Below are 23,198 nucleotides of genomic sequence, written 5' to 3'. Positions count from 1 at the left end.
CAGTCCGGGTTCCGTCAGCCCTGTACGAGATCGGCTCTGATGCGTCGGGCCTCTTCCGAATACACACATACCCTCTGGAAGGAACAGTAAAGTGTCGCAACTCGTGCGTTTCCGACTTGATGACTCCGAGCACGCGGAAACCGTGGTCATCGAAGTGGAGGACGGCGACTCCAGCGTGCCGGTCGGTGGAGGGGGGATCGCGGAAGCCACGGAGACATTTACGGAGAAACTCGCCTCGGTGCGCAAGGCGGTTTCCGTGACGCTGGAAGAACTGGGGGACACCTTGAAACCCCAGACCATCAAAGTGACCTTCGGTGTGAAACTCAAGTCGGAGGCCGGTGCGGTGATCGCCAAGAGCTCGGTGGAGGGCAACCTCCAGGTAGAGATGGAGTGGAAGCGGGAGGTGGAGAGCACGGGCGGGTGAACTCTGCCTACGATGCTTGGCATGCGGATACTCGTGGTCGAGGACGATGACCGGGTCGCTCGTGGGCTGGTGACGGCGTTGCGGTCGGCGTCCTTCGACGTGCAGCGGGTGGCCACCGCCGAGCGGGCCCTGGAGGCGCCGCCCGCGGACGTCGTGCTCCTCGACCTGGGACTGCCCGACCTGGACGGGATCGACCTCCTGCGCCGGCTCCGTGAGCGCCCCCAGACCGCGATCATCGCGGTCACCGCGCGGGGCGAGGAGCGCGAGCGGGTGCGCGGGCTGCGGGCCGGCGCCGACGACTACGTGGTCAAGCCGTTCGGCGTGGCCGAACTCCTGGCCCGGATCGACGCCGTCCTGCGGCGGACGCGCTCCGCGCGCGCCGAGGTCGACGAGGGCGAGCCCCCGGTGACGGTGGGGCCGCTCACCCTGGACGTCGACGCGCGCGAGGCACGGGTCGGGGACCGGGCGCTCAAGCTGACCCGCAAGGAGTTCGACCTGCTGGTGCTGCTCGCCCAGCGCTCGCCCGCCGTGGTGGCACGCGACCAGATCCTCGACCAGGTCTGGGGCGCGGCGTGGGAGGCGTCCTCGCGGACCCTCGACACGCACGTCGCCTCGCTGCGGGCCAAGATCGGCGAGGACGTGCGCATCCGGACCGTGCGCGGTGTCGGCTACGTCCTGGATCGGGCGCGGCCGTGATCCGGCGACTGCTCACCCTCCTGCTGCCCGTGGCGTTCGTGCTGGTGGCAGCGGTCGCGGTGCCGATCGGCACGGTCATCGCGCACCAGCGCACGCAGGACGTGTACGTCGACCGGCTGGCCGACGCGAGCCGTTTTGCCTCGCTCGCCCGCACGGCCCTGGAGGCCGGGCGCGAGGACACCCTCGCCCAGGAGCTCGCACGCTACCGGGAGCTCTACGACACCCCCGTGGCGGTGGTCTCGCCCGCCGAGGAGCTCGTGGTCGGGTCCGAGCCGCCCGGTCGGCTGCGGGAGATCGTGGAGTCGGCCGGGGAGATCAGCGCCGTGCGGCTCGCGCTGGCCGGAGAGCGGCCCGGGGCGCCCGCGACGGTGTGGCCGTGGACGACCGAGGCCCTCGTGGTCGCCGAGCCCATCGGCAGGGACAGCGAGGTCGAGGGCGCGATCGTGGTCGCCGTCTCCCCGGACGGACTGGGCGCGTCCGTCCTGCGCTCGTGGGGCTGGCTCGCGCTCATCAGCCTGGTGCCGCTCGTCCTGCTGGCCGCCGCCGCCATGCCGCTGTCCCGGTGGGTGCTGCGCCCCATCGGCCGTCTGGACGCCGCGACCACCGCCGTGACCTCCGGCGACCTGGAGGTGCACGTGGACGCCGAGCGCGGCCCGCCGGAACTGCGGCGGCTCACGGAGTCGTTCAACACGATGGTCGCGGTCGTGCGCGGCGCCCTCGAACGCCAGCGGTCGTTCGTGTCCGAGGCCTCGCACCAGTTGCGCAATCCGTTGGCGAGCCTGCGGCTGGCCGTGGAGAACCTCGCGCCGCACCTGACGACGGACACGGCCAGGGAGGCGCACGCCGTCGCCGTCGACGAGACCATGGTGATGCACCGGATGCTCAACTCGCTGCTGGCGGCCACGCGGCTGGAGAGCATCACCGGCACGGACGCGGTGGAGGTCGCGGCCGTGATCGACACCCGTGTCTCGCGCTGGCGCGCCCTGGGCGACACGCGCGGCTTCACCGTGGCGACCGACGTCCCCGCCGGGGTGTGGGTGCAGGCTCCCGCGGGCGGCCTGGGCAGCATCCTGGACGAGCTGTTCAGCAACGCCATCCGGCTGTCACGCGGTTCCCGGGTCGAGATCCGGCTGCGGCCGGAGGGGCCGGACAGCGCCAGGCTCATGGTCCTCGACGACGGCGAGGGCCTGCCGGAGGAGGAGAGGGAGGCCGCGCTCGCCCGGTTCTGGCGGTCCTCACGGCACCAGAACACCGAGGGCACCGGGCTGGGGCTGGCGATCGTCGCCGACCTGGTCCGCCAGTCGGGAGGCCGGCTGGAGCTGGAGGAGGGGCTGCGGTCCGGGGAGCGCCCTGGATTCGGGGTGGTGATCACCCTGCCGCGGACCGAGGCACGCGAGGACGACCAGCACGACGAGCACGGCGAGCACGACCAGCACGACGAGCACGACCAGCACGGCGAGCACGACCAGCGCGACCAGGACGAAGGCGTGGCCGGGCGCGGCGGTCAGGGCGAGGGCGATGACGGGACGGAGCGGTGAGCGGGCCGGTGAGCGGGGCGGCGCCCGCCGGGCCGCCGGACGTCCTCAGGTCGGCTTGTGGTCCCGGTACCAGTCGGCCGCGCCCGGGTGGAGCGGAACGACGCCCGTGGAGATCCCGGTCCGCACGTTGATCTGCGCCGCCACGGGACTCCCGGCGGCCAGCCGCGCGGCGCTGGTGAACACGGTCTCGGTCACCGCGTACGCGGCGTCGCGGGGCAGGTCCTCGCGGCACAGCAGCAGGTTCGGAATGGCCGCGGTCGGGGTGGACGGCACGCCCTCGTACGTGGTGGCCGGGATGTTCGCCGGCAGGTAGGAGTCGGGGTGCGCGTCGGCCAGGGTGCCGGCGGTGTCCGCCAGGTCGACGAGCCGCAGCGTGCGCTCCTCCGCGAGGTCGGCGATCGCCGGCGTGGGCAGCCCCGTCAGCGAGAACATCGCGTCGATCTCGCCGTTGGCCAGGGCCGCGGCCGACTCGGACTGGTTGAGGCGGACCGCCTCGAAGTCCAGGCCGGTCTCGGCGACGATCTGCGCCACCGTGAACTCCGTCCCGGAGTCGGTCGCGCCGACGGAGACGCGCAGGCCCTCCAGGTCGGACACCTGCCATACGGGGGAGCCGACCAGCACGACCAGGTGCACGAAGGCGTCGTAGAGGCGGCCGATCGCCACGAGCGCGTCGCCGCCGTCGCCGCCCGTGCCGGAGTCGAGTATCGAGTCGAGCGCGGCCAGCCCCAGGTGGGCCTCGCCGGAGGCCAGCAGGGCCAGGTTCGCGTGCGAGGCGCCCGTCTCGACGGCACGCACGTCGGTGTCCGGGAACCGTTCGTCCAGGATCTCGGCGATCTTCCCGCCGATCTGCCGGTAGACGGCGCCCGGCGGTCCCGTCGCCACCACCAGTTCGGGCAGGCCGCGGATGCCGCCCCGGTCGCACCCGGCCAGGGAGCCGCCGAGCGCGGCGGCCGCCGCGCCCAGGAGGACGGCGCGCCGACCCGGTCCACTCACTCGCATAGACGCAGCTTAGGCACGCCGCGGCACTCCTGGGGCCGCCGGGCCGCGTCCTGCCTCCGCGCCCAGCGGCGCTCCCCGGGGCGCCGTCGGTCCGCGTCCTAGCCCTGCGCCTTCCAGTCCTCGGCCAGGAGCCCGAGGACCACCTCGTCCAGGAACTCGCCCAGCACCCAGGCCGAGGAGCGCAGCACCCCCTCGCGCACGAAGCCGTTGCGCTCCGCGGCGGCCAGCATCGCGTGGTTGTCCGCCAGCGTCTCGATCTGCACCCGGTGCAGCCCGCGCACGACGAACGCGTAGTGGCACAGCACGGCGACCACGTCGCTGCCGTAGCCCTGGCCTCGGCAGGACGGCAGCAGCCCCAGGCCGATGTGCGCGGACCGGCTGTGGTTGTCGATGCCCCACAGGTTCGCGGTGCCGACCAGCGTGTCGCCGTCCAGCTCCACCACGGAGAACGGGACGATCCCCTGGTTCGTGTCGTCCACGACCAGCGGGGCGCTCTCCTGGCCGGGCGTCGTCGGCCGCCACGGCCGGCCCTCGGCCCGCGAACCGTTGACCGCGTCGTCGTAGAGCTCGGTCCGCAGAACCGGGATGTCCTCCGCGTGCCGGGCCCTGAGCCCGACCCTGGTTCCTCTCAGCATCCCTGCTTCCTATCGGAACGGGAGGAACAGCGGCAAACCATTTAACACGGTGAAACACGGAGAAACACAGGCTTCACGGACCGACAGGCCCCTGGAAACACGCGCTTCCTAGCGTCTCGGGTCATGGACACACCGATGTATACACGTCGTGGCCGGGCCTCCGACACGACGGCCACCTCCCGCCGGGACCGGGTCTACGGCCTGCTGCGGGAGGAGGTCCTCAGCGGCCGGGTCACCCCCCGCACCCGGCTCGGCGAGGTCAGGCTCGCCGAACGCTTCGGTGTCTCGCGCACGCCCGTCCGCGAAGCCCTCGCCCGCCTGCACTCCGACGGCCTCGTCGAGCGGCGCGAGAACGGCTTCTACGTCACCGTCCCCAACCTCCCCGAGCTGCGCGACCTCTACGAGCTGCGGGTGGCCCTCGAACTGCGCGGTATCGCCCGCGCCATCGAGGACCCCTCCATCCGCCACGACCGCGCCGTCCTCCTCGGCGAACTCGACCGCTGGGAGAAGCTGCGCGCCGAACCCCCGGAGCCGGACCCCTCCTTCGTCCTCCTGGACGAGGAGTTCCACGCGGCCCTGTCCACCGCGTCCGGCAACCGCGCGCTGACCGACTCCCTCGTCTCCGTCAACCAGCGCATCCGCCGCGTGCGCATGTACGACTTCCTCACCGCGGACCGGATCGCCTCCACCATCGACGAGCACATCGGGATCGTCGAGCACCTGCTCGCCGGCGAACTCGACTCCGCCTACCGGGCCCTGCACGAGCACGTCGGAGCGTCCATGGAGGTCGTCCTGGAGCGCGCCCAACGCGCCCTCAGCCAGATGGCCCTGCACTCCGACACCCTCTGAACTGACCGCCGCCCTGCCCCCGGGGTCCTGACCTGGGAGAGAAGGAGAGCCAGCGTGTTCGACACCGTGCTCGTCGCCAACCGCGGCGAGATCGCCTGCCGCATCATCCGTTCCGCCCGAGAACTCGGGCTGCGCACCGTCGCGGTCTACTCCGACGCCGACGCGGGAGCCCCGCACACCCGGCTCGCCGACGAAGCGGTCCGGCTGGGGCCCGCGCCCGCCGCCGAGAGCTACCTCCACGTCGAACGCGTCCTGGCCGCGGCCGCCGCCTCCGGGGCGGGCGCCGTCCACCCCGGCTACGGTTTCCTGTCCGAGAGCGCGGCCTTCGCCCGCGCGGTCGAGGACGCCGGGATGGTGTTCGTCGGCCCCGAGCCGCGCCACCTGGAGCAGTTCGGCGACAAGCACACCGCGCGCAAGGCCGCCGCGGCCGCGGGGCTCCCCATGGTCCCCGGCAGCGAGACCCTGCCCGACGCCGACGCGGCGGTGGCCGCCGCCGAGGCCATCGGCTACCCCGTGATCGTCAAGTCCACCTCCGGCGGCGGCGGGATCGGGCTGCGCGCCTGCGCCGACCCCGACGAGCTGCGTGCCGCCTTCGACCAGGTCAGCCGGATGGCGCAGACCCACTTCGGCGGGGGCGGCGTCTTCGTCGAACGCTTCGTCTCCCGTGCCCGCCACGTGGAGGTCCAGGTCTTCGGCGACGGCCGGGGCGGCGTGGTCACCGTCGGCGACCGCGACTGCTCCCTCCAGCGCCGCAACCAGAAGGTCGTGGAGGAGGCGCCCGCCCCCGGACTGCCCGACGCGTTGCGCGCCGAACTCCACCGCACCGCCCGCGAGCTGTGCGCCGGCGTGTCCTACCGCAGCGCGGGCACGGTGGAGTTCGTCTTCGACGCCGACCGCGGCGAGGCCTCGTTCCTGGAGGTCAACACCCGGTTGCAGGTGGAGCACCCGGTGACGGAGGAGGTCGCCGGGATCGACCTGGTCGCCTGGATGCTGCGCCTGGCCCGCGGCGAGGACGTGCTGGCCGATGTGCCCCCGGAGGGCCCCGCGCTCACCGGCCACGCCGTCGAGGCCCGGGTGTACGCCGAGGACCCCGCGCACGACTTCCGGCCCAGCTCCGGCCTGCTCACCCGGGTCGAGTTCCCCTCCGACGCGCGCGTCGACGCCTGGGTGGAGACCGGACAGCGCGTCACCAGCGACTACGACCCCATGCTGGCCAAGGTGATCGTGCGCGGAACCGACCGCGGCGACGCCTTCGACCGGCTCGGCCGCGCCCTCTCCGAGGTCCGGGTGGACGGGCTCCAGACCAACCTGGGGCTGCTGCGCGCGCTGGCCGCGCACGAGGACGTGCGAGCGGTCGCCCACACCACCGCGACCTGCGCGGGGGTCGGCGACCCCGAACCGCGTATGGAGGTGGAGCGCGCCGGAACGCTCACCACCGTCCAGGACTGGCCCGGACGCACCGGATACTGGCAGGTGGGCGTGCCGCCGTCCGGTGCCATGGACGACCTGTCGCTGCGGCTGGGCAACCGGGCCCTGGGCAATCCCGAGGGCGCTCCCGGCCTGGAGTGCACGATGGAGGGTCCGGCCCTGCGGTTCTCGGCGGCCGTGACGGTGTGCGTCACCGGCGCCCCCGCCGACGTCACGGTGGACGGCGCGGCCGTGCCCCAGTGGGAGCCGGTCGAGGTGCCCGCGGGCGGACTGCTCGACGTCGGCGCCGCCCACGGCCCGGGTATGCGCACGTACGTGCTGGTGCGCGGCGGCCTGGACGTTCCGGAGTACCTCGGGAGCGCGTCCACGTTCACGGCGGGCGAGTACGGCGGCCACAGTGGTCGCGCACTGCGTCTGGGCGACGTCCTCCGGCCGGGTGTGCCCCGCCCGTCACCCGCCACCGCCCCTGGGCGCTCCGCGGAGGGTGGGGCCTCCCTCAACGGACGGCCTTCGGCCGCGGCAGCCCGCCCGTCGGCCGCGCCGGCGCCGCGGCCCGTGCCCGAGGCGGAACGCCCCGACTTCGACGCCCCCGCCCGGGCGGGCGGGGACCTGGTGCACTGGGACATCGAGGTGTCCGAGGGGCCGCACGCGGCGCCGGAGTTCCTCACCCGCGAGGGCCTGGCCGACTTCTACGCGACCGCGTGGAAGGTGCACCCGCAGTCCGCGCGCAACGGTGTCCGCCTGTCCGGTCCCAAACAGACCTGGGCCCGCCCCGACGGCGGCCAGGCCGGGCTGCACCCCTCCAACGTCCACGACACCGCCTACTCCATCGGCGCGGTCAACCTGTCCGGCGACACCCCCGTGCTCCTGGGCCCGGACGGACCCAGCCTGGGCGGGTTCGTGTGCCCCGTCACGGTCGTCACCGGCTCACGGTGGAAGGTCGGCCAGCTCCGGCCCGGCGACACCGTCCGGTTCCACCCGGTCACCGAGGCCGCCGCCGAGAAGCTGCACTCGGTCCCCACCGCCGCCCCGCTGCTGCGCGGCACCGGATCCGACGGCGACGACGGCGTGCTCGCCCGGACCCTCGCCGGCGAGGGCACACCCGAGGTCACCTACCGGCGCAGCGGACATGACAACCTCCTGGTCGAGTACGGTCCGATGGTGCTCGACCTGGGGTTGCGCATGCGCGTCCACGCGCTCATGGCGGCGCTGGACGAGGCGGCGCCCGAGGGCATCGTCGACACCACGCCCGGTGTGCGGTCCCTGCACCTGCACACCGATCCGGACGTCCTGCCGCTGCGCACCCTGCTCGGCCTGCTCCAGGAGATCGAGACGCAGCTGCCGCCCACCTCCCGGCTGCGGGTGCCGAGCCGGACCCTGCACCTGCCGATGTCCTTCGACGACCCCTCCATCCACGAGGCCATCGCCCGCTACGGGGTCGCCGTGCGCGACGACGCGCCCTGGAACCCCGACAACATCGAGTTCATCCGCAGGATCAACGGCCTGGACTCGGTCGAGCAGGTGCGCGACATCGTCTTCGACGCCTCCTACCTGGTGCTGGGGCTGGGCGACGTCTACCTGGGCGCGCCCGCCGCCACCCCGCTCGACCCCCGGCACCGGCTCGTCACCACCAAGTACAGCCCCGCCCGCACCTGGACCCCGGAGGCCGGAGTCGGTATCGGCGGCGCCTACCTGTGCGTGTACGGGATGGAGAGCCCCGGCGGCTACCAGCTCATCGGCCGGACGGTGCCGATCTGGTCGGGTCTGCGCCAGTACGGGCCCTTCGAGCCCGGGACCCCGTGGCTGCTCCGGTTCTTCGACCGCATCAGCTGGTACCCCGTCGGGCACGAGGAACTGCTCGACATCCGGGCCGACCTCCTGGCCGGGCGGTACGCGCCGGAGATCGGTGAGGGCGAGTTCGTGCTCGCCGACCACGAGCGCTTCCTCGCCGAGAACGCCGACTCCATCGCGGCCTTCCGCGACCGCCAGGCGGCGGCCTTCGAGACCGAGCGTCAGGCGTGGGAGGCCGCGGGCGAGTTCGACGACAAGCCCGAACCCGAGCCCGTGCCCGACACCGGCGCGCTCGACCTCCCGCCCGGCGCGCGACTCGTGGAGTCCCCGCTGTCCGCCTCCGTGTGGAAGGTGGACGTGGCACCGGGCGAGACCGTGGAGGAGGGCCAGCCGGTGGTCCGGCTGGAAGCCATGAAGCTGGAGGTCGTGGTCCGCGCCCCCGTCGGGGGTACGGTCTCCGACATCCTCGTCGCGCCGGGACAGCACCTCGATCCGGGGCGCGCCCTGGCCGTCATCACGCAAGGAGACACCGCCTGATGCCCACACCCACCGACCGCGTCCGATCCGCCTACCGGAGGATCGCCGAAGCCGACCGTCCCGAGGTGTGGATCCACCTGCGCCCCGAGCAGGAGCTGGCCGTGGAGGCCAAGGCCCTGGAGGACCGGATCGCCTCCGGAGCCGACCTGCCGCTGGCCGGAACGCTCGTGGCGGTCAAGGACAACATCGACGTGGCCGGACTGCCCACGACGGCGGCGTGCCGGGAGTTCGCCTCCACGCCCGACACCACCGCGACGGCCGTGCGACGGCTCGTGGACGCCGGCGCGCTGGTCCTCGGCAAGACCAACCTCGACCAGTTCGCCACCGGACTCGTGGGCACGCGCAGCCCTTACGGCGCCGTCCGCAACGCCCTGGACCCCGAACGGATCTCCGGCGGCTCCAGCGCGGGGTCGGCGGTCGCGGTGGCACTCGGCATCGCCGACATCGGCATCGGTACCGACACCGCCGGATCCGGCCGGGTGCCGGCGGCCCTGAACGGCATCGTGGGGCTCAAGCCCACGGTCGGCCTGGTTCCGGCGACCGGGGTGGTCCCGGCCGCGCGCCCCTATGACTGCGTGACGGTGTTCGCCCAGGACCTCGCGACGGGCCGGGAGGCCCTGGCCGAGATGATCGGCCCCGACGCCGGGGACGCCTTCAGCCGGGACTGGCCCGCCGACGTGCGGCTGGGCACCCGCTCCCCGGCGCGGGTGGCCGTCCCCACGGCGGCGGGGCTGGAGCCGCTGAGCGAGGCGGAACGGGCGGCGTTCCACACGGCCGCCGACACGCTCCGGGCGGCCGGGGTGCGGACCCTGGAGGTGGACGTGGCACCGCTGCTCGCGGCGGCCCGGCTGCTGTACGACGGAGCGCTGGTGGCCGAGCGCTACGCCGCCGTGGGGGAGTTCCTGGAGGGCGGCCCCGAGTCGGCGGACCCGACGGTCAGCGGGATCATCGTGCCCGCCGCCAAGATCCCCGCGCACGAACTGGCCGCCGACCAGCACCGGCTGGCGGAGTACCGGGCGGAGGCGCGCGGGCTGCTCTCCGGGTTCGACGCCCTGCTGCTGCCCACGACGGTCGGGCACCCGACGCTGGAGCGGGTGGCGGCCGATCCGGTGGGCGAGAACTCGCGCCTGGGCACGTACACGAACTTCGTGAACCTGCTGGACATGGCGGCCGTGGCGGTGCCCGCGGGTGAGGCGGACGGGCACGCCTTCGGCGTCAGCCTCGTCACTGGGGCCTTCGAGGACCAGGTGGCCCTGGACCTGGCGGCGGTCCTGACCGGGGAGGACCCGGGCGAGGCGGTGTCGGAGCAGGGGATCGAGCTGGCGGTGTTCGGCGCGCACCTGCGCGGCCAGCCGCTCAACCACCAGCTCACCGACCGGGGCGCGCGGTTCGTGGAGGAGACGGAGACCAGCGCCGAGTACCGGATGGTGGCGCTGCCCACCACGCCGCCGAAGCCGGGGGTGCTGCGGGTGCGCGAAGGGGGCGGCGCGCTGCGCTGCGAGGTCTGGCGGATCTCCCGGGCGGCGCTGGGCACGTTCCTCGTCCACCTGCCGGCGCCGATGATGCTGGGCTCGGTGACACTGGCCGACGGGCGCCGGGTGGTCGGGTTCGGTTGCGAGGCGTCCGCCGCCGAGGACGCCGAGGACATCACCGGGCACGGCGGCTGGCTCGCCTACCTGGAGTCGTCCAAGGACTGAGGCGTCGCGGGTCCATGATTCCCATGAGTTCTCGGAGGCCCTTGGGGCTTTCGAGGTCTTGGGTCGACGAGGTGGTGGGTCGTCAGGTGGTGGAGTTCGGCCGGATGGGTCTCACCGTGGTGCCCGATCGGTCCGGTCGGTTCGGTCACCACCGGATGAGGCACTCATGAGGAGAGCGTCATGACCGCTACCTACACCTTCGATGTGTTCTCCAGCCTCGACGGTTGCGCCTCCTACGGCCCCGACAAGGACCGCTCGACTGGCCGGACGCGACGGTTGTACGCGGTGACGCCGTCGACGTCGTCGCCCGGCTCAAGGAGGAGTCCGACGTGCCGTTGCGCTCGCACGGCAGCCTGTCGATGAACCGGGCGCTGATGGCGGCCGGTCTGGTCGACGTCGTTCACGTGACGCTCTTCCCCGTGATCACCGGTCGGACCGGGACCGAACCGATCTTCCGGGGCGCGGCCGACTTCGACCTCGACCTGATCGGGAGCCGGACGCTCGACGGCCACACCCAGGAGCTCGTCCACCGGCCCACCCTGCACACCTGAGCCGGGGCGGGCGCGGCCAGGGCCGGGTCGCACGCCCCTGTGCCCCCGCCCCCCTGTGCCCGTGGGGACGGGGGCGGGGGCACGCGTCGGACCCTCGGCGGTCGCGGCTACGAGCGGCGCGCGCCGTGTGTGCCCCGCGGGGAGAACGCGGTCGCGCGGCCGTGCCCGCGCCTGCGGGCGACGACGAAGGCCACGGCGCCCAGCGCGAGCGCGGCGGCGCCGAGGACCAGCGTCCACAGCAGCCCGGGTCCGAAGCCCGTGGAGGCCAGGTCGCCGTCCGCCCGGTCCGTGCCGTCGGCGGCCGTGTCGGTTCCGACCGCCTTCTCGGCCTCGTCCTGTGCGGCGGTCCCGGCCGCCTCGGCGCCCTCGCCCGTGCTGACCAGGGCGGTATCGCCGTCCTCGGCGGCGCTCACCTCGTAGGCGACCCCGTCGATCTCGACCGTCTCGTCCGAGTCGAGGTCGGCGGTCGCGGCCGTGTCGCCGCCGACGCTCAGGGACGTCCCGTCGCCGAGCAGGACCCTGGCGCCCTCGACCGCGCTGAGCGCCGGGAGGACGGCGTCGCCGCCCGCCCTGCGCAGGTCCAGCACCGCGTCGGCGCCGGTGAGCAGCACGCCCGCGCCGGACTTCAGTGCTCCGGACCCGGCGGCCAGGGTCCCGTCGGAAACGGTGGTCGTGCCGGCGTGCGCGGTCCCGCCCGTCAGGGTCGTCCGGGCGGGCCCGGCCTGGGTGAGCGAACCCGTGCCGGAGACCGGCGGGAGGGTGAGGTCGGTCTCGGTGTTCTGCACGACGAGTGCGCCGTCGTTGACGATCTCGACCCGGTCCCCGCCCTCCATCAGGCCGCCGTCGCCGCCGCCCTCGCCGCTGCCCAGCCGCAGGACGGCGTTCTCCTCGATCGTCGTCGAACCGTCGTAGTGCTGCACGGCCGCGAACGTCACGTCGTTGCCCGGGGTGCCCCTGATGACGATGTCGCCGGCGCCCGGCGCGGCGAGCGTGTCGTGGTAGACGCCGCCGCCGAGCGGCGCGCCCAGGGTCACCGGCCCGTTGTAGTCGAAGGCGAGCTCGCTTCGGTGTCCCTTCTTCTCGTGCAGGTTGACGTAGACGGTCTCGGCGGTGCCGGGCATGAAGATCTCGCTCGTGGTGCCGTCGCCCCACTGCACCCTGGCGCCCTCGATGTTGTGGCCGCGCTTGTTCTCGCTCTTCTCGAAGTTCGTCCAGTTCAGGGCCGGGTCGCTGAGCGAGGGGTCGGTGTCGGGTCCCTGGTCGGTGTAGCTGTAGACCCCCGCCAGCACCACCCGTCCGTCGTTGTCGTGGTGCCGTTGCACGTTGATGTCGCCGCCGTAGTGGCGCTCGTAGAAGTCCGCCCGGATCACGAGGTCGTGGTCGGGGCGCGGGGTCGGGTTGAGGATCGAGGACCCCTGTTGGAGGACGGCGCGCACGTGCGGAATGTCCAGCGAGTACTCGGGCTTGCCGAAGTCCATCCCGGTGCCGTTGTCGATCACGCCGGAGAAGTCGTGCGCGCCGACGAGGTCGAGGCCGCCCCAGAGGAAGCGCGGCTGGGTGAGCAGTCCGGAGCCCTCGATGTGGCCCAGGTTGGGCGCACGGTCCTTGGTGGCCACGCGGAGCGTGCCGTCGATCCTGACGTTGAGGGCGTTGACCGGGAAGCCGTGGGAGTCGTAGGGGTAGTGGCCGATGACCCCTTCGGGGCCCTCGCCGTCCCCGTACTGGAGGGTGGCGCCCGGTTCGATGATCACGGCGGGGGGATCCGGGTTCACGATGCCGTGGAGCGGGGGGTTCCCGGCCTCGGTCGTCAGCGTCTGGTCGCCGCGCATGGACTCGGGGAGGGTGAAGTCGCTGTCGCGGGTGAGGATCAGCGTGCCGTTGCCGCGCACGGTGAGGGTTCCCTCGCCGCTGATGGTGCCGTCGTAGGTGGTCTCGCCGTCCGGGAGGTCCACGACCGCCTCGCCGTCGAGGACGATGTCGCCGCCCGCGCGGATCTCGGCGGTGATGTCGCCCTGGCTCGCGGCGGACGCCGTCCCGGACAGGAGCGGCGGCTGGGCCAGGAGGGCCAACGCGGTGGCGATGGCCAGGGCGCGGGGGAGCCCCGGCCCGGTTCTGCGAGGGGTCATGACGCGTTCCTCGTCCCTGTCGACGTGCGTGCGGGATGGGGCCGCACGCCTGGTACAGGGGAGACGGAGTTAGGGGGCGCCGGATAACGGAAACGGTGGCGATCCGGCGTCCTCGGGGCGCGGCGGCCGTCCCGGGCGTGGCCCCGGCGCCGTGGACGGGCCGGTCGGGACGTCGGCGTCGGGCCGGTCAGGACGGGGGCGGTGGGCCGCCGCCCGCCGGGGGAGCGCAGGCCAGGGCGGCGAGGTAGTCGTCGAGCAGCTCGACCTGGTGCCGGGGCGGGAAGGCCCGAGGGTCGAACAGCGCCTGGACCGCCAGGCCGAGCACGAAGGACTGCGCTCCGGCCGCGACGCGCCCCGGGTCCCCGGGCGGCAGGTCGCCGAGCCGCTGGGCCGTGGCGACCATGTCGCGCAGCCGGTCGCGGCTGCGGCCGTACCGGCGCGCGTGGTCGCCGCTCAGCTCGGGGTCGGCGAGGGCGGCGTCCCAGGACGAGACCCAGATCCGGTTGCCGTCGACGGCCGCGTCCGTGATCGGCAGGATGTCGAGCAGCGCGGCACGGACGGCGGGCAGGCCCTCCTCGGCGGCCCGCCGCGGGCGGGCCCCGCTGCGCTCTTCGAGCAGGTCGAGGGCGTGTTTGACCAGGTCGCGTTTGGTGGGGAAGTAGTGCGTGAGCAGGCCGGTGGTCGCGTCGAGCTCGGCCGCGACGGCACGCAGGCTCAGCCCTCCGAAGCCGCGGGCGGCCAGCACCCGCCAGACCGCCTCGGAGACGTCGCGGCGGCGGGCCTCGTGGTCCCCCTTGGTGCGTGGCATGGCATGACGCTACATTGACGTAACACTCGTCATGTGAATGTGGGGCCGTCTTGTTCTCTCTCCCGTTGGCGGACGACGCCGAGCTCCGCCCCCTGGAGGTCCGGCACGCCGAGGAGTTCGCCGCGCACATGGACCGGGCGGGCGAGCACATCCGGCCGTGGGTCGGACCGACGTTCGTCACCGACGGCGTCGACGGGGCGCGGGCCACGCTGCGCCGGTACGCCGACCGCCAGGCCGCCGACGGCGCCCGCCTCTACGGCATCTGGCTCGGCGGTGCGCTGGTCGGCGGCGTGCTGTTCGCGGACTTCGACACCGACGCGGGCACCTGCGAACTCGGATGCTGGCTGGAGCCGGCCGCGGAGGGCCACGGACTGGTGACCGCGGCGTGCCGTACGCTGCTGGACTGGGCCTTCGCCGACCGGGGGCTGCACCGGGCGGAATGGCAGTGCCGGGCCGACAACGAGCGGAGCGGCGCGGTGGCCCAACGGCTCGGCATGGTGCTGGAGGGCGTGCTGCGCGAGGTCTGGCCCTATGGCGGCAGGCGCCACGACAAGCAGATCTGGTCGGTGCTGGCCTCGGAGTACGCGACGTGTGTCAGCGGCATCCGGAAGGATGGCGGGGCGAGACCGGTGGGACCGATGAGGGGGAGAGCCGTTGACGGGCTGGAAGCTGGATGAGTCGTTCGAGTCGTCGTCCGGCCGGGTGCGCTGGGACCGGCTCGGCAGCGGCGAACCGATCGTGCTCTGCCACGGCACGCCGTTCTCGTCGTACGTGTGGCGGGCGGTGGCGCGGGCCCTCGCCCAGACGCACGAGGTCTATGTGTGGGACATGCCGGGCTACGGGACCTCGGAGCAGTTCGAGGGCCAGGACGTCTCGCTCGCCGCCCAGGGCCGGGTGTTCACCGAACTCCTCGCGCACTGGGGCCTGAACCGGCCGACCGTGTTCGCCCACGACTTCGGCGGCGCGGTGTCCCTGCGCGCCCACCTGCTGCACGGGGTGCCGTACCGGCGGCTGGCCCTGGTGGACGTGGTGGCGCTGCGGCCGTGGGGCTCGCCGTCCTTCCGGCACCTGGGCGAGCACGCTGAGGTGTTCGCGGCGCTGCCCGAGGGTCTGCACCGTGCGCTGGTCGAGGAATACGTCTCCTCCGTGAGTCCGCGCGGCCTGCACCCCGAGGTGTTGCGCGAGGTGGTCGCGCCGTGGACCGGAGAGACCGGGCAGGCCGCCTTCTACCGCCAGATCGCGCAGGCGACCCCGCGGGACACCGACGAATTCCACGACCGGCTCGGCACGATCGAGGTCCCGGTGCTGGTGTGCTGGGGCACGGAGGACAGCTGGATCCCGGCGGCGAAGGCGCACGAGCTCGGCGCGCTGATCCCGGGCGCGCGGGTCCGGCTCATCGAGGGAGCGGGCCACCTGGTCCAGGAGGACGCGCCCGCCGAGCTCACCGCGGCGCTGGCGGCCTTCGCGCGGTCCTGACGCCGGTTCCCGCGCGGCGCCGGCGGCCTTCGCATGGGCCTTGCGCGGTGCCGGCGCGGTACTGGTCGCCTTCGCGTGGATCTGACGCCGTTCCGGGGCGGCGCCCCGGAACGGGGACGGCCCCCTCCCACGGTGGGGAGGGGGCCGTCGTTCACTGGTCGGCCTCCGGCGCGGGGCCGGTGCGCGGGGGTGTCCGCATCCGGGCCCTCAGGATCCCTGGTTGGCGTCCGACGGCGCCGTGGGGCCCTGTCCCTCGGCGGCCAGGCGGCGGTAGTGCCGGGAGCGGCTGCCCAGGATGAAGATGGACAGCAGGGCGGCGATCAGCGACGCGATCAGGACACCGGTCTTGGCGTGCGCCAGATGGTGTTCCGCGCCGACGAAGGACAGCTCGGCGATCAGCAGCGACACCGTGAAGCCGATGCCCGCGAGCTGCGACATGCCGATCAGGTCGATCCACTTGAGGCTGGGGTTGAGCTCGGCCCGGGTGAGCTTCGTGGTGAGCCACGAACCGCCCACGATGCCGATCACCTTTCCGCCGACGAGGCCGGCGATGATGCCCAGGGCGGCCGTGTCGGTGATGACCTCGCCGAAGCCGTCGAAGACGACACCGGCGGAGAAGAACGCGAAGATCGGCAGCGCCAGTCCGGCGGACCAGGGGCGCAGCAGCTGCTCCATGCCGTGGCTGGGGTCGTGGTGCTCGCCCTCGTGCTTGTTGGTGCGCATGAGCAGACCCATGGCGACACCGGCGATGGTGGCGTGCACGCCGCTCTCGTGCATGAGGACCCAGATCGCGATCGCCAGCGGCAGGTAGACCAGCCAGTTCGGGATCGGGGAGGAGTTGAGCTTGGCCGCCAGACCGCGGCCGCGCTGCAGGTAGCCGAAGATCGCCAGGCCGACGATGGCGATGCCCAGGGCGACGAAGTTGATGTCGGCGGTGTAGAAGACCGCGATGACGATGACCGCGCCGAGGTCGTCGACGATCGCGAGGGTCAGCAGGAAGGTGCGCAGCGCGGGCGGCAGGCCGCGGCCGATGACGGCGAGGATGGCGAGCGCGAACGCGATGTCCGTGGCCATCGGGATGCCCCAGCCGCCCAGGGTCTCCGGGGAGGTGAAGTTGATGGCGGCGTAGACGGCGGCGGGCACCACCATGCCGCAGATCGCGGCGACGATCGGGAGCATCGCGCGCCGGGGGTTGCGGAGCTCACCGTGGACGAACTCCTGCTTGAGCTCGTTGCCCACGACGAAGAAGAAGACGGCGAGAAGTCCGTCGGCGGCCCAGGTCTCCAGCGACAGGTTCAGGTGGAGTGACTCCGGGCCGATGCGGAACGACCGCATCGACTCGTAGATGTCGCCGAAGGGCGAGTTGATCCACACGAGTGCCAGAACGGCGGCACCGATGAGGAGGAAGCCCCCCACCGTGTCGCTGCGCAGGGAGTCGGCGAACTTGGCGATAGGGCCCGGATGAGCGGGGTGCTCGATCGGGTCGATACTCATATGAACTTTCCAGGGCGTGAGACGTCAGGGACCTCGCCGACCAGTCTTCCCGGCACACCTCAGGCGCTCGCGCCTCGCCCATGTTCACGGACGCAAGGAGAAATGTCCAGTCCAGAGGGCTTGTGTCCCATGCGGGACCCGCGCTTGGCGCGGTGCTGGAACCCTGCTGGCGCCGCCGTCACCCAGATGCGATGTTTACCGTTGCGAACCGGGTGGAAGTGACGTGAGTTGCCTATGCCAACGGGCGTGATGCACGGCAACGACTGGTGACGTAGGAGCGTGTGTGCGCTCGTACGACGGACAGTGCCCCCTGCGAAAACGGGCAAAGCGCATCATAGGTCAATGAAACGGTCATGTCGCATTCGCGTGTGCGCGTGACATGTCTCACTGCCGTCTGATTCGCGGCGACGTGTTGGGGGTCGGCCCAACCACAAGCCGTCTCCTACCCTGAAAGTTCGGCGTTCATGTTCGGGTTCTGGAACCTCGTGTTCGGACTGCGGAACCCGGGTGGACCTCTTAGCCCTCCGCTCGGTACACGGTTCACGCCCGACTCATCGCGCTCGTATCCCGGCGCGTCACGTCAGCGATGGGTCGCGCGGAGCGTCCCGGTTGGAGGGTGGTGGCCGACTCCGGTGGTTCACCGCCGCCCCTGTCGGCGATGGTGGGTGACGGGTGGTGGGATTGGGCGCGGAGCGTCTCCGTTGAGGGCGGTAGCCGACTCCGGTGGTTCACCGCCGCCCCTGTCGGCGATGGTGGGTGACGGGTGGTGGGATTGGGCGCGGAGCGTCTCCGTTGAGGGCGGTAGCCGACTCCTGCGGTTCACCGCCGCCCCTGTCGGCGATGGTGGGTGACGGGAGGGAGAATGGTCGACACTGGCTTCCCCTACCGGAAACAAGGCTGCTGATGCTCGACTCCCAAGTGCGCGGTGCGCACGTCTACCGTTCTCAGGACGGTGCGCGGGTGGTGCGCGAGTGGTGTGAGCGGGAGATCGCCGCCTGCCCGGAGCTCACCGCCCTGCCGGCCATGGAGACCGAACTCGGCACGACCCGGGCGTTCCGTGCTCCGGGAGGTGACGGCGACCCGGTGGTGCTGCTCAGCGGCACCAACTTCAACACCGCGACCTCTGTCGAGCTGATCCGTGCTCTGGCCGTCGACCGTCCCGTCATCTCGCTCGACCTTCCCGGCCAGCCCGGCCTGAGCTGCGACGTGCGTCCGCGCGGGGCGCGTGTGAAGGCCTACGGGACCTGGCTCGACCAGGTGTTGCCCCTGCTGACCGACCGGCCCGCCCTCGTGCTCGGCCACTCCCTCGGCGCCATGGTCGCCCTGGCGGCCTCTCCGTCGCCGCTGGTCGGGGCGCTGGTTCTGGTGTCCCCGGCCGGGCTGACCGCCGCCGGGACGACTCCCGAGCTGCTGCGCGCGGCGCTGCCGTGGATGATCGGGCCGCGTGACAGCAAGAGCACCCGGCTGCTCAACGCCATGAGCGGCCGTGCCCACGTCGCCGAGGGTGTGCATCCGCTGGCCCCGTGGATGACGCTCGTCGGTCGCTACTGTCGGACCAGCCTGGCTCCGGCGCCGCTGCCCATGGAGTGCCTGCGTCCCTGGCGGAAGAAACCGATCACCGTCGCGACCGGTTCCGAGGACACGCTGTTCTCGCCCGCTCGGCTGCACGGCCCGGCCTACCGGCTGCTGGGTGCCGAGATCCACGTCATGGAGGGTCTGGGGCACCTCGGTCCGCTGGAGGATCCGGCCCCGGTCGCCGCCCTGCTCCGCGAACTCGGCTGACGGGCCCGCCACCCGCCCCGCCAACGTCCACTTCCATCACTTTTGGTAGTCGATAACTACTATGGGTGACATGAGGGTGGACATGTCTTCGATCAGTCGCATGCGCGATCGCGCTCGTTTCCCGCGTGGCCGATGGCGGGCACTCGCGTTCGGGCCGTCCGCGACCATGCTGGCGGCCGTGGCCGCGATCTCGTTTCCCGGCGGCGCGAGCGCCCTGGGTTCGGACCGGCCGGAGACCGGGTCTCTGACGATCGTCCAGGAGGTCGTTCCATCGGGCCGTGTGGGCGAGGACGTCAGTGGATCGGCCCCTGCGGGTGAAGGGCGGCGGTTCCACGCCGACACCACGGTCACCGGTGTCGACGGGCTTCCCGGATCGCGGACCACGACCGGTGACGGGACGGGCGCGGTGCACTTCGGCCTCGCGTATCCGCAGGGGGCCGACACCGCTCCGATCACCGTGACCGGAGCCCCGGCCGCGGGGTACGACCGGGTCGCGCCGGGTGGAGCGAACGCGCTGTGCGCCGACCTCTCGGCCGGGACACGGCTTCACGTCACCAACGACGCCTCCGTTCCCGAAGGCTCCGGCTTCACCGTGGACGTCCCGGTGGGGGCGTCGGTCGTCTGCACGGTGTACCAGCGTCGGGAGGTCGCCGACGTGCACGAAGCGCCGCCGGACACGTCCGAGTCGCTCGAAGCGTCGGGCTCTCCTGAGGCTCAGGAGTCGCCCGAGGCCTTGGGGCCGTCGAAGTCACCCGAGGCGCCCGAGTCACCCGAGGCGCCGGAATCGTCGGGACCCGCGGAAGTGCCGGAGCCGGACGAGCCCTCGGAGCCGACTGCGGAGCCGGGGGCCGCTGGAGCGCCCGACGTGTCCGTACTGCCTTCGCCGTCGGACCCGGGGCCGCCGTCGGACCCCGCACCGTTCGGGGAACCGATCGACGAGGCGCCATCGCCATCCGGGCCGTCGCCCCAGCCACCGTCCGAACGGCAGCCGTCCTCCGGACCGATGCCGCCCGCCGAACCGGGCGACCGGCCCGGTGCGACTGAGCCCGACCATGGCGGTCTGGGCGCGCCTGACTCCGGCCGGGGCGACCATCACCCGCGACGGCCGCTCGCCCTCACCGGCCCGTCGGTCGGTTTCGCCCTCTCCGGCGCGCTTCTCCTCACCGGCCTGGGCCTCGCGGCCGTACTGGTCGCTCGGGAGCGCCGACAGGCCCGGTCGCTGCGGGCCGACCCCTGACCCGCGCCGGGCCGGGCGGCCCCACCACTCCGGCGGGGCCGCTCGGCCCAGGGAGCGCACGCGATCAGGCGTCGGCACGGGTGTCGACGCCGGTGGGCAGGTGCCTCCCCTCGGCGTTGGACGCCCGCCGGGCCAGCGACACCGCGAGGATCGACACCACCGCGGTGAACACCAGGTAGCCCGCGACCGGCACCCACGACTCGTCGAACCGGGACAGCAGCCAGGTCGCGATCAGCGGAGCGGTGCCGCCGGCGAGCGCGGCACCGATCTGGTACCCGAGGGTCACCCCGGTGTAGCGGACCCGGGTGGAGAAGATCTCCGAGCACAGCGTGCCGATGGTCGCGGTGATCGGCGCCCACAGCACGCCCAAGCCGATGATGGTGGCCAGTACCAGCATGAACGTGTCGCCGGTTCCGAGCATCAGGAAGTACGGCGCGATGAACAGCGCCAGCAGGACCGCGCCCGCGAGGTAGACGCGCCGGCGGCCGAACGTGTCCGACAGGCGTCCGGAGATCGGGATGCACACGGTCGCGACCATGGCGCCGATGGTCACCGCGTTCAGCACCGTCGTGTTGTCGAACGAGAGTGTGCCGGTCGCGTAGCTGACCACGAACGTGCCGAAGATGTAGAACGGCGCGGTCTCCACGACTTTGGCGCCGACCGCCACCAGCACCGCGCGCCAGTGGAACCGGAAGGTCTCCACCACGGGGAGCTTGGCGACGTCTCCCTCCTTCTTGGCCTTCGCGAAGCTCGGCGTCTCGTCGATGCCCGAACGGATCCACAGTCCCAGGAGCACCAGCAGCACGCTGGCCACGAACGGCAGACGCCAGCCCCAGGCCTCGAACTGGTCGTCCGGCAGCAGCGACATCCCTGTCAGCGCCAGGCTCGCCAGCAGCATGCCGGACGTGATGCCCATCTGGGGCACGCTGCCGAACAGGCCGCGCCGGTTCTCGGGCGCGTACTCGTAGGCCAGCAGCAGGGCGCCGCCCCACTCCCCGCCGATGCCCATGCCCTGGATGATTCGCAACACCACCAGCAGGACCGGGGCCAGGATGCCGACGGTGTCGTAGGTCGGCAGCAGGCCGATCAGCATCGTCGCGCCGCCCATGAGGGACAGCGTGATGATCAGGGTCCGCTTGCGCCCGATGCGGTCACCAATGTGGGAGAACACGACACCGCCCAGCGGACGAATGAAGAAGGTCAGGGAGAACGTCAGGTACGACAGCATCAGCGAGACGAACGGGTCGTCCGAGGGGAAGAACAGTTCGTCGAAGACGAGGGCCGCGGCGGTTCCGTACAGGAAGAAGTCGAACCACTCGATCGTGCTGCCGGTGAGGCTGGCAATGAGGACCTTGGCCCTCGGTGGCCGCGCTTGCGTGGTGTCCGCACTCATGTCCGGTGCTCCAGGTGGGGTCGGGGATTCCGCGGGCCGGGAGGGGCAGGTCCGCGAGTCTGGACCGGAGCCTAGGTCCGTGTGGCCCGCGCCACCGTTGTCGTGCCGGACAACATCAGGGCCGGACCGGTGTCGGTTCCGACCATGCGAGCCTCGTCGGCGGCCCCCGGCGCGCCGTCGTGACCGGGCGGTGACCGGCCGGGGGCCGGACCGCGATCAACGGCGCAGGCTGATCCACGCCAGCAGCCGCTGGTCCGGGTCCTCCAGGTCGAGCCCGGTGAGTGCGCCGATCCGGCGGAGCCGGTGCCGCAGGGTGTTGGGGTGCACGTGCAGGCGGGCCGAGGCGGCGGTGACGTCGCCGAAGGAGTCCAGGTACACCGACAGCGAGCGGTGCTGGTCGTCGTCCAGGGCGTCGAGCCGGTCGTCGCGCAGGTCGGGCCGCGCGGCCAGGGACTCCAGCAGCTCGTGCAGCACCACCGAGGAACGCGTCCCCTCGTAGGTGCACACACGCTGGTCGGGGCGGTCGGAGGCGACTTCCAGCATCCGGCTGCCGACCTTCTTGAGCGCGGGCACATCGCGCATGCGCGGCGCCACCCCCGCGATCGCCGCCTGGACGGAGGCACCGAGGTTCTCGCGCAGGACCGACACGAGTTCGCCCACCCACCCTTCCGGCGCCGTGCCGGTGGGCGCGGGCACCAGGACGTAGAGCAGGCCGCAGGCGGGGATGACCAGGGCGTCGTGCCGGTAGGCGGCCGCGTAGACCGAGGTGAACTCCGCCGCCTGCGCGAGCCGCCACTGGAGGTCGGTCCTCTGCTCGCGCAGGGCGAGCGCGATGACAGCGGTCGGCGTGGCGGGGTCCGCGCCCAGGTGGCGGGCCAGGGCATCGGTGTCGAAGGCTCCGGTGAGCAGCCCGACCGCGAGTTCCCCGGTGTCGGGTCCGCCGACCCGGGCGCCGCTGTTGGCGCGCATCACCTGGACCGACGCGAGCCTGGCGGCGCCCAGCAGCACCTGGTCGCTGGTGGGGGCGAGCGGGCGGTCGGCGGCCTGGACCCAGATGGAGCCGAGCATGCGTTCACCCGCTCGGATGCCCGTGACGAGCCGCCTGGCGGCACCGAGGTCGGGGCGTTCGGCGACCTCGACCACCTCGCCGTCGCGCACGCGCTCCAGGACGCCCCACGCGCGCAGGTGGGCCATGAACGACTCGGGGCACCCGCGGCCGAGGATGGTCTGTCGGCGCACGTCGTCGGCGCCGTCGGTGGAGGCGGAGTAGGCCAGGATCCGGTTGGCGGTGTCCTCGATGCTGACGACGCCGCCGGTGAGGGTGGCGATGGTCTGGGCGAGGGAGAACAGGTCGTGGTGGCGGTCCTCCGTTCCGGAGACCTCCAGGGCGGAAAGGGCGAGGGCGGCGAACTCGTCGGCGCCGAGTGCCGGATCGACGGAGAGGACGGCCAGGTCCAGGTCCCGCAGGCGGGGGTCGGGCTCGCCGCGCACGGCGACGGCGCCGGCTCCGCAGCGGGCGGCGTGCTCGGCGACGGCCACCGCGTCGGGACCTTCGGCGCGCGCGACGACCAGGGCTCCGACGGGGACGGACTCGTTCTCGTCGGCGACGGTCACCGTGTGGACGGGGCCGGCCAGTCCGTGCGGCGCCGTGACGAGCCCGTGCACCGGGCCGTCGAGGGCCTCGATCAGTGCCTTCAGGGTGGGTCGGGTCCTGCTCACGTCGGTACCTCGCCGGTC

General features: G+C 72.8%; 18 protein-coding genes. 11 read left to right on the top strand and 7 right to left on the bottom strand.

Annotation, left to right across the window (positions count from 1 at the left end; translation table 11 throughout):
- The first annotated feature begins 91 nt into the window (after window positions 1–91).
- Genes HNR10_RS13580 through HNR10_RS13570 form a run of 3 tightly spaced genes read left to right on the top strand, consistent with a single transcriptional unit; the run spans window position 92 to window position 2,658 of the window.
- Window positions 92–424, top strand: coding sequence for a CU044_2847 family protein (locus tag HNR10_RS13580; protein ID WP_179823690.1), 333 nt, complete (start codon window positions 92–94; stop codon window positions 422–424).
- A gap of 12 nt (window positions 425–436) precedes the next feature.
- Window positions 437–1,120, top strand: coding sequence for a response regulator transcription factor (locus HNR10_RS13575; protein WP_179823688.1), 684 nt, complete (start codon window positions 437–439; stop codon window positions 1,118–1,120).
- Window positions 1,117–2,658 (top strand): sensor histidine kinase, encoded by a 1,542-nt coding sequence (locus HNR10_RS13570; RefSeq protein ID WP_312889249.1) that lies wholly within the window; start codon window positions 1,117–1,119, stop codon window positions 2,656–2,658. Before HNR10_RS13575 ends, HNR10_RS13570 begins: the two co-directional genes overlap by 4 nt.
- Window positions 2,659–2,703: 45 nt before the next feature.
- Here HNR10_RS13570 and HNR10_RS13565 read toward each other — a convergent pair whose 3' ends face one another.
- The gene (locus HNR10_RS13565; RefSeq protein ID WP_179823686.1) at window positions 2,704–3,657 is read right to left on the bottom strand and encodes a TAXI family TRAP transporter solute-binding subunit; all 954 of its coding nucleotides are present in this window, start codon (window positions 3,655–3,657) and stop codon (window positions 2,704–2,706) included.
- Window positions 3,658–3,755: 98 nt separating this feature from the next.
- On the bottom strand, window positions 3,756–4,292 hold the full coding sequence (locus tag HNR10_RS13560) for a GNAT family N-acetyltransferase (RefSeq protein ID WP_179823684.1): 537 nt from the start codon (window positions 4,290–4,292) through the stop codon (window positions 3,756–3,758).
- Between the two features lie 135 nt (window positions 4,293–4,427).
- On the opposite strand from HNR10_RS13560, the gene HNR10_RS13555 reads away from it, so the two are divergent.
- From HNR10_RS13555 to HNR10_RS13540, 4 genes are all read left to right on the top strand, one after another.
- Window positions 4,428–5,141, top strand: a complete 714-nt coding sequence (locus HNR10_RS13555) for a GntR family transcriptional regulator (protein WP_246406206.1) — start codon at window positions 4,428–4,430, stop codon at window positions 5,139–5,141.
- A 54-nt stretch (window positions 5,142–5,195) separates the two neighbouring features.
- A complete protein-coding gene (gene uca / locus HNR10_RS13550; protein WP_179823681.1) occupies window positions 5,196–8,897 on the top strand; it encodes an urea carboxylase in 3,702 nt (1,233 codons plus the stop codon).
- A complete protein-coding gene (gene atzF / locus HNR10_RS13545) occupies window positions 8,897–10,594 on the top strand; it encodes an allophanate hydrolase (RefSeq protein ID WP_179823679.1) in 1,698 nt (565 codons plus the stop codon). Before uca ends, atzF begins: the two co-directional genes overlap by 1 nt.
- A 224-nt stretch (window positions 10,595–10,818) precedes the next feature.
- Window positions 10,819–11,145: a dihydrofolate reductase family protein gene (locus HNR10_RS13540; protein ID WP_246406204.1), complete on the top strand. Its 327-nt coding sequence runs from the start codon at window positions 10,819–10,821 to the stop codon at window positions 11,143–11,145.
- Between the two features lie 107 nt (window positions 11,146–11,252).
- Here HNR10_RS13540 and HNR10_RS13535 read toward each other — a convergent pair whose 3' ends face one another.
- Window positions 11,253–13,271: an autotransporter gene (locus HNR10_RS13535; protein ID WP_179823677.1), complete on the bottom strand. Its 2,019-nt coding sequence runs from the start codon at window positions 13,269–13,271 to the stop codon at window positions 11,253–11,255.
- 187 nt (window positions 13,272–13,458) lie between these two features.
- Window positions 13,459–14,079 carry a TetR/AcrR family transcriptional regulator gene (locus HNR10_RS13530; RefSeq protein WP_179823675.1) on the bottom strand — a complete coding sequence of 207 codons (621 nt, stop codon included), beginning with the start codon at window positions 14,077–14,079 and terminating at the stop codon, window positions 13,459–13,461.
- Window positions 14,080–14,129: 50 nt separating this feature from the next.
- On the opposite strand from HNR10_RS13530, the gene HNR10_RS13525 reads away from it, so the two are divergent.
- Together HNR10_RS13525 and HNR10_RS13520 are read left to right on the top strand one after the other, a co-directional pair.
- Window positions 14,130–14,756: a GNAT family N-acetyltransferase gene (locus HNR10_RS13525; protein WP_179823673.1), complete on the top strand. Its 627-nt coding sequence runs from the start codon at window positions 14,130–14,132 to the stop codon at window positions 14,754–14,756.
- Entirely contained in the window at window positions 14,734–15,555 is an 822-nt protein-coding gene (locus HNR10_RS13520; protein WP_179823671.1) for an alpha/beta fold hydrolase, read from the top strand. Before HNR10_RS13525 ends, HNR10_RS13520 begins: the two co-directional genes overlap by 23 nt.
- Window positions 15,556–15,762: 207 nt before the next feature.
- On the opposite strand, the gene nhaA is transcribed toward HNR10_RS13520, so the two are convergent.
- Window positions 15,763–17,049 carry a Na+/H+ antiporter NhaA gene (gene nhaA / locus HNR10_RS13515; RefSeq protein ID WP_179823668.1) on the bottom strand — a complete coding sequence of 429 codons (1,287 nt, stop codon included), beginning with the start codon at window positions 17,047–17,049 and terminating at the stop codon, window positions 15,763–15,765.
- A gap of 903 nt (window positions 17,050–17,952) precedes the next feature.
- Between nhaA and HNR10_RS13510 the strand changes: the two genes are divergently transcribed.
- On the top strand, window positions 17,953–18,831 hold the full coding sequence (locus HNR10_RS13510) for an alpha/beta fold hydrolase (protein WP_179823666.1): 879 nt from the start codon (window positions 17,953–17,955) through the stop codon (window positions 18,829–18,831).
- Between the two features lie 178 nt (window positions 18,832–19,009).
- Window positions 19,010–20,068 (top strand): hypothetical protein, encoded by a 1,059-nt coding sequence (locus tag HNR10_RS13505; protein ID WP_179823664.1) that lies wholly within the window; start codon window positions 19,010–19,012, stop codon window positions 20,066–20,068.
- 64 nt (window positions 20,069–20,132) lie between these two features.
- Here the strand turns inward: HNR10_RS13505 and HNR10_RS13500 are convergent, their stop codons facing one another.
- Window positions 20,133–21,461 (bottom strand): MFS transporter, encoded by a 1,329-nt coding sequence (locus tag HNR10_RS13500; RefSeq protein WP_179823662.1) that lies wholly within the window; start codon window positions 21,459–21,461, stop codon window positions 20,133–20,135.
- Between the two features lie 216 nt (window positions 21,462–21,677).
- Window positions 21,678–23,180, bottom strand: a complete 1,503-nt coding sequence (locus HNR10_RS13495) for a PucR family transcriptional regulator (RefSeq protein WP_179823661.1) — start codon at window positions 23,178–23,180, stop codon at window positions 21,678–21,680.
- Between the last annotated feature and the right edge of the window lie 18 nt (window positions 23,181–23,198).

This window comes from Nocardiopsis aegyptia (assembly GCF_013410755.1).
GTDB lineage: Bacteria > Actinomycetota > Actinomycetes > Streptosporangiales > Streptosporangiaceae > Nocardiopsis > Nocardiopsis aegyptia.
The sequence above is the reverse complement of the archived record's forward strand: the minus strand, read 5'-3'. Positions and strand labels throughout refer to the sequence as shown.

What these genes read in the sequence shown, in the direction of transcription:
- HNR10_RS13575 (WP_179823688.1), top strand. Translation starts at nt 437, where the DNA reads ATGCTTGGCATGCGGATACTCGTGGTCGAGGACGATGACCGGGTCGCT.
- HNR10_RS13565 (WP_179823686.1), bottom strand. Translation starts at nt 3,657, where the DNA reads ATGCGAGTGAGTGGACCGGGTCGGCGCGCCGTCCTCCTGGGCGCGGCG.
- HNR10_RS13560 (WP_179823684.1), bottom strand. Translation starts at nt 4,292, where the DNA reads ATGCTGAGAGGAACCAGGGTCGGGCTCAGGGCCCGGCACGCGGAGGAC.
- HNR10_RS13555 (WP_246406206.1), top strand. Translation starts at nt 4,428, where the DNA reads ATGTATACACGTCGTGGCCGGGCCTCCGACACGACGGCCACCTCCCGC.
- atzF (WP_179823679.1), top strand. Translation starts at nt 8,897, where the DNA reads ATGCCCACACCCACCGACCGCGTCCGATCCGCCTACCGGAGGATCGCC.
- HNR10_RS13535 (WP_179823677.1), bottom strand. Translation starts at nt 13,271, where the DNA reads ATGACCCCTCGCAGAACCGGGCCGGGGCTCCCCCGCGCCCTGGCCATC.
- HNR10_RS13530 (WP_179823675.1), bottom strand. Translation starts at nt 14,079, where the DNA reads ATGCCACGCACCAAGGGGGACCACGAGGCCCGCCGCCGCGACGTCTCC.
- nhaA (WP_179823668.1), bottom strand. Translation starts at nt 17,049, where the DNA reads ATGAGTATCGACCCGATCGAGCACCCCGCTCATCCGGGCCCTATCGCC.
- HNR10_RS13510 (WP_179823666.1), top strand. Translation starts at nt 17,953, where the DNA reads ATGCTCGACTCCCAAGTGCGCGGTGCGCACGTCTACCGTTCTCAGGAC.
- HNR10_RS13500 (WP_179823662.1), bottom strand. Translation starts at nt 21,461, where the DNA reads ATGAGTGCGGACACCACGCAAGCGCGGCCACCGAGGGCCAAGGTCCTC.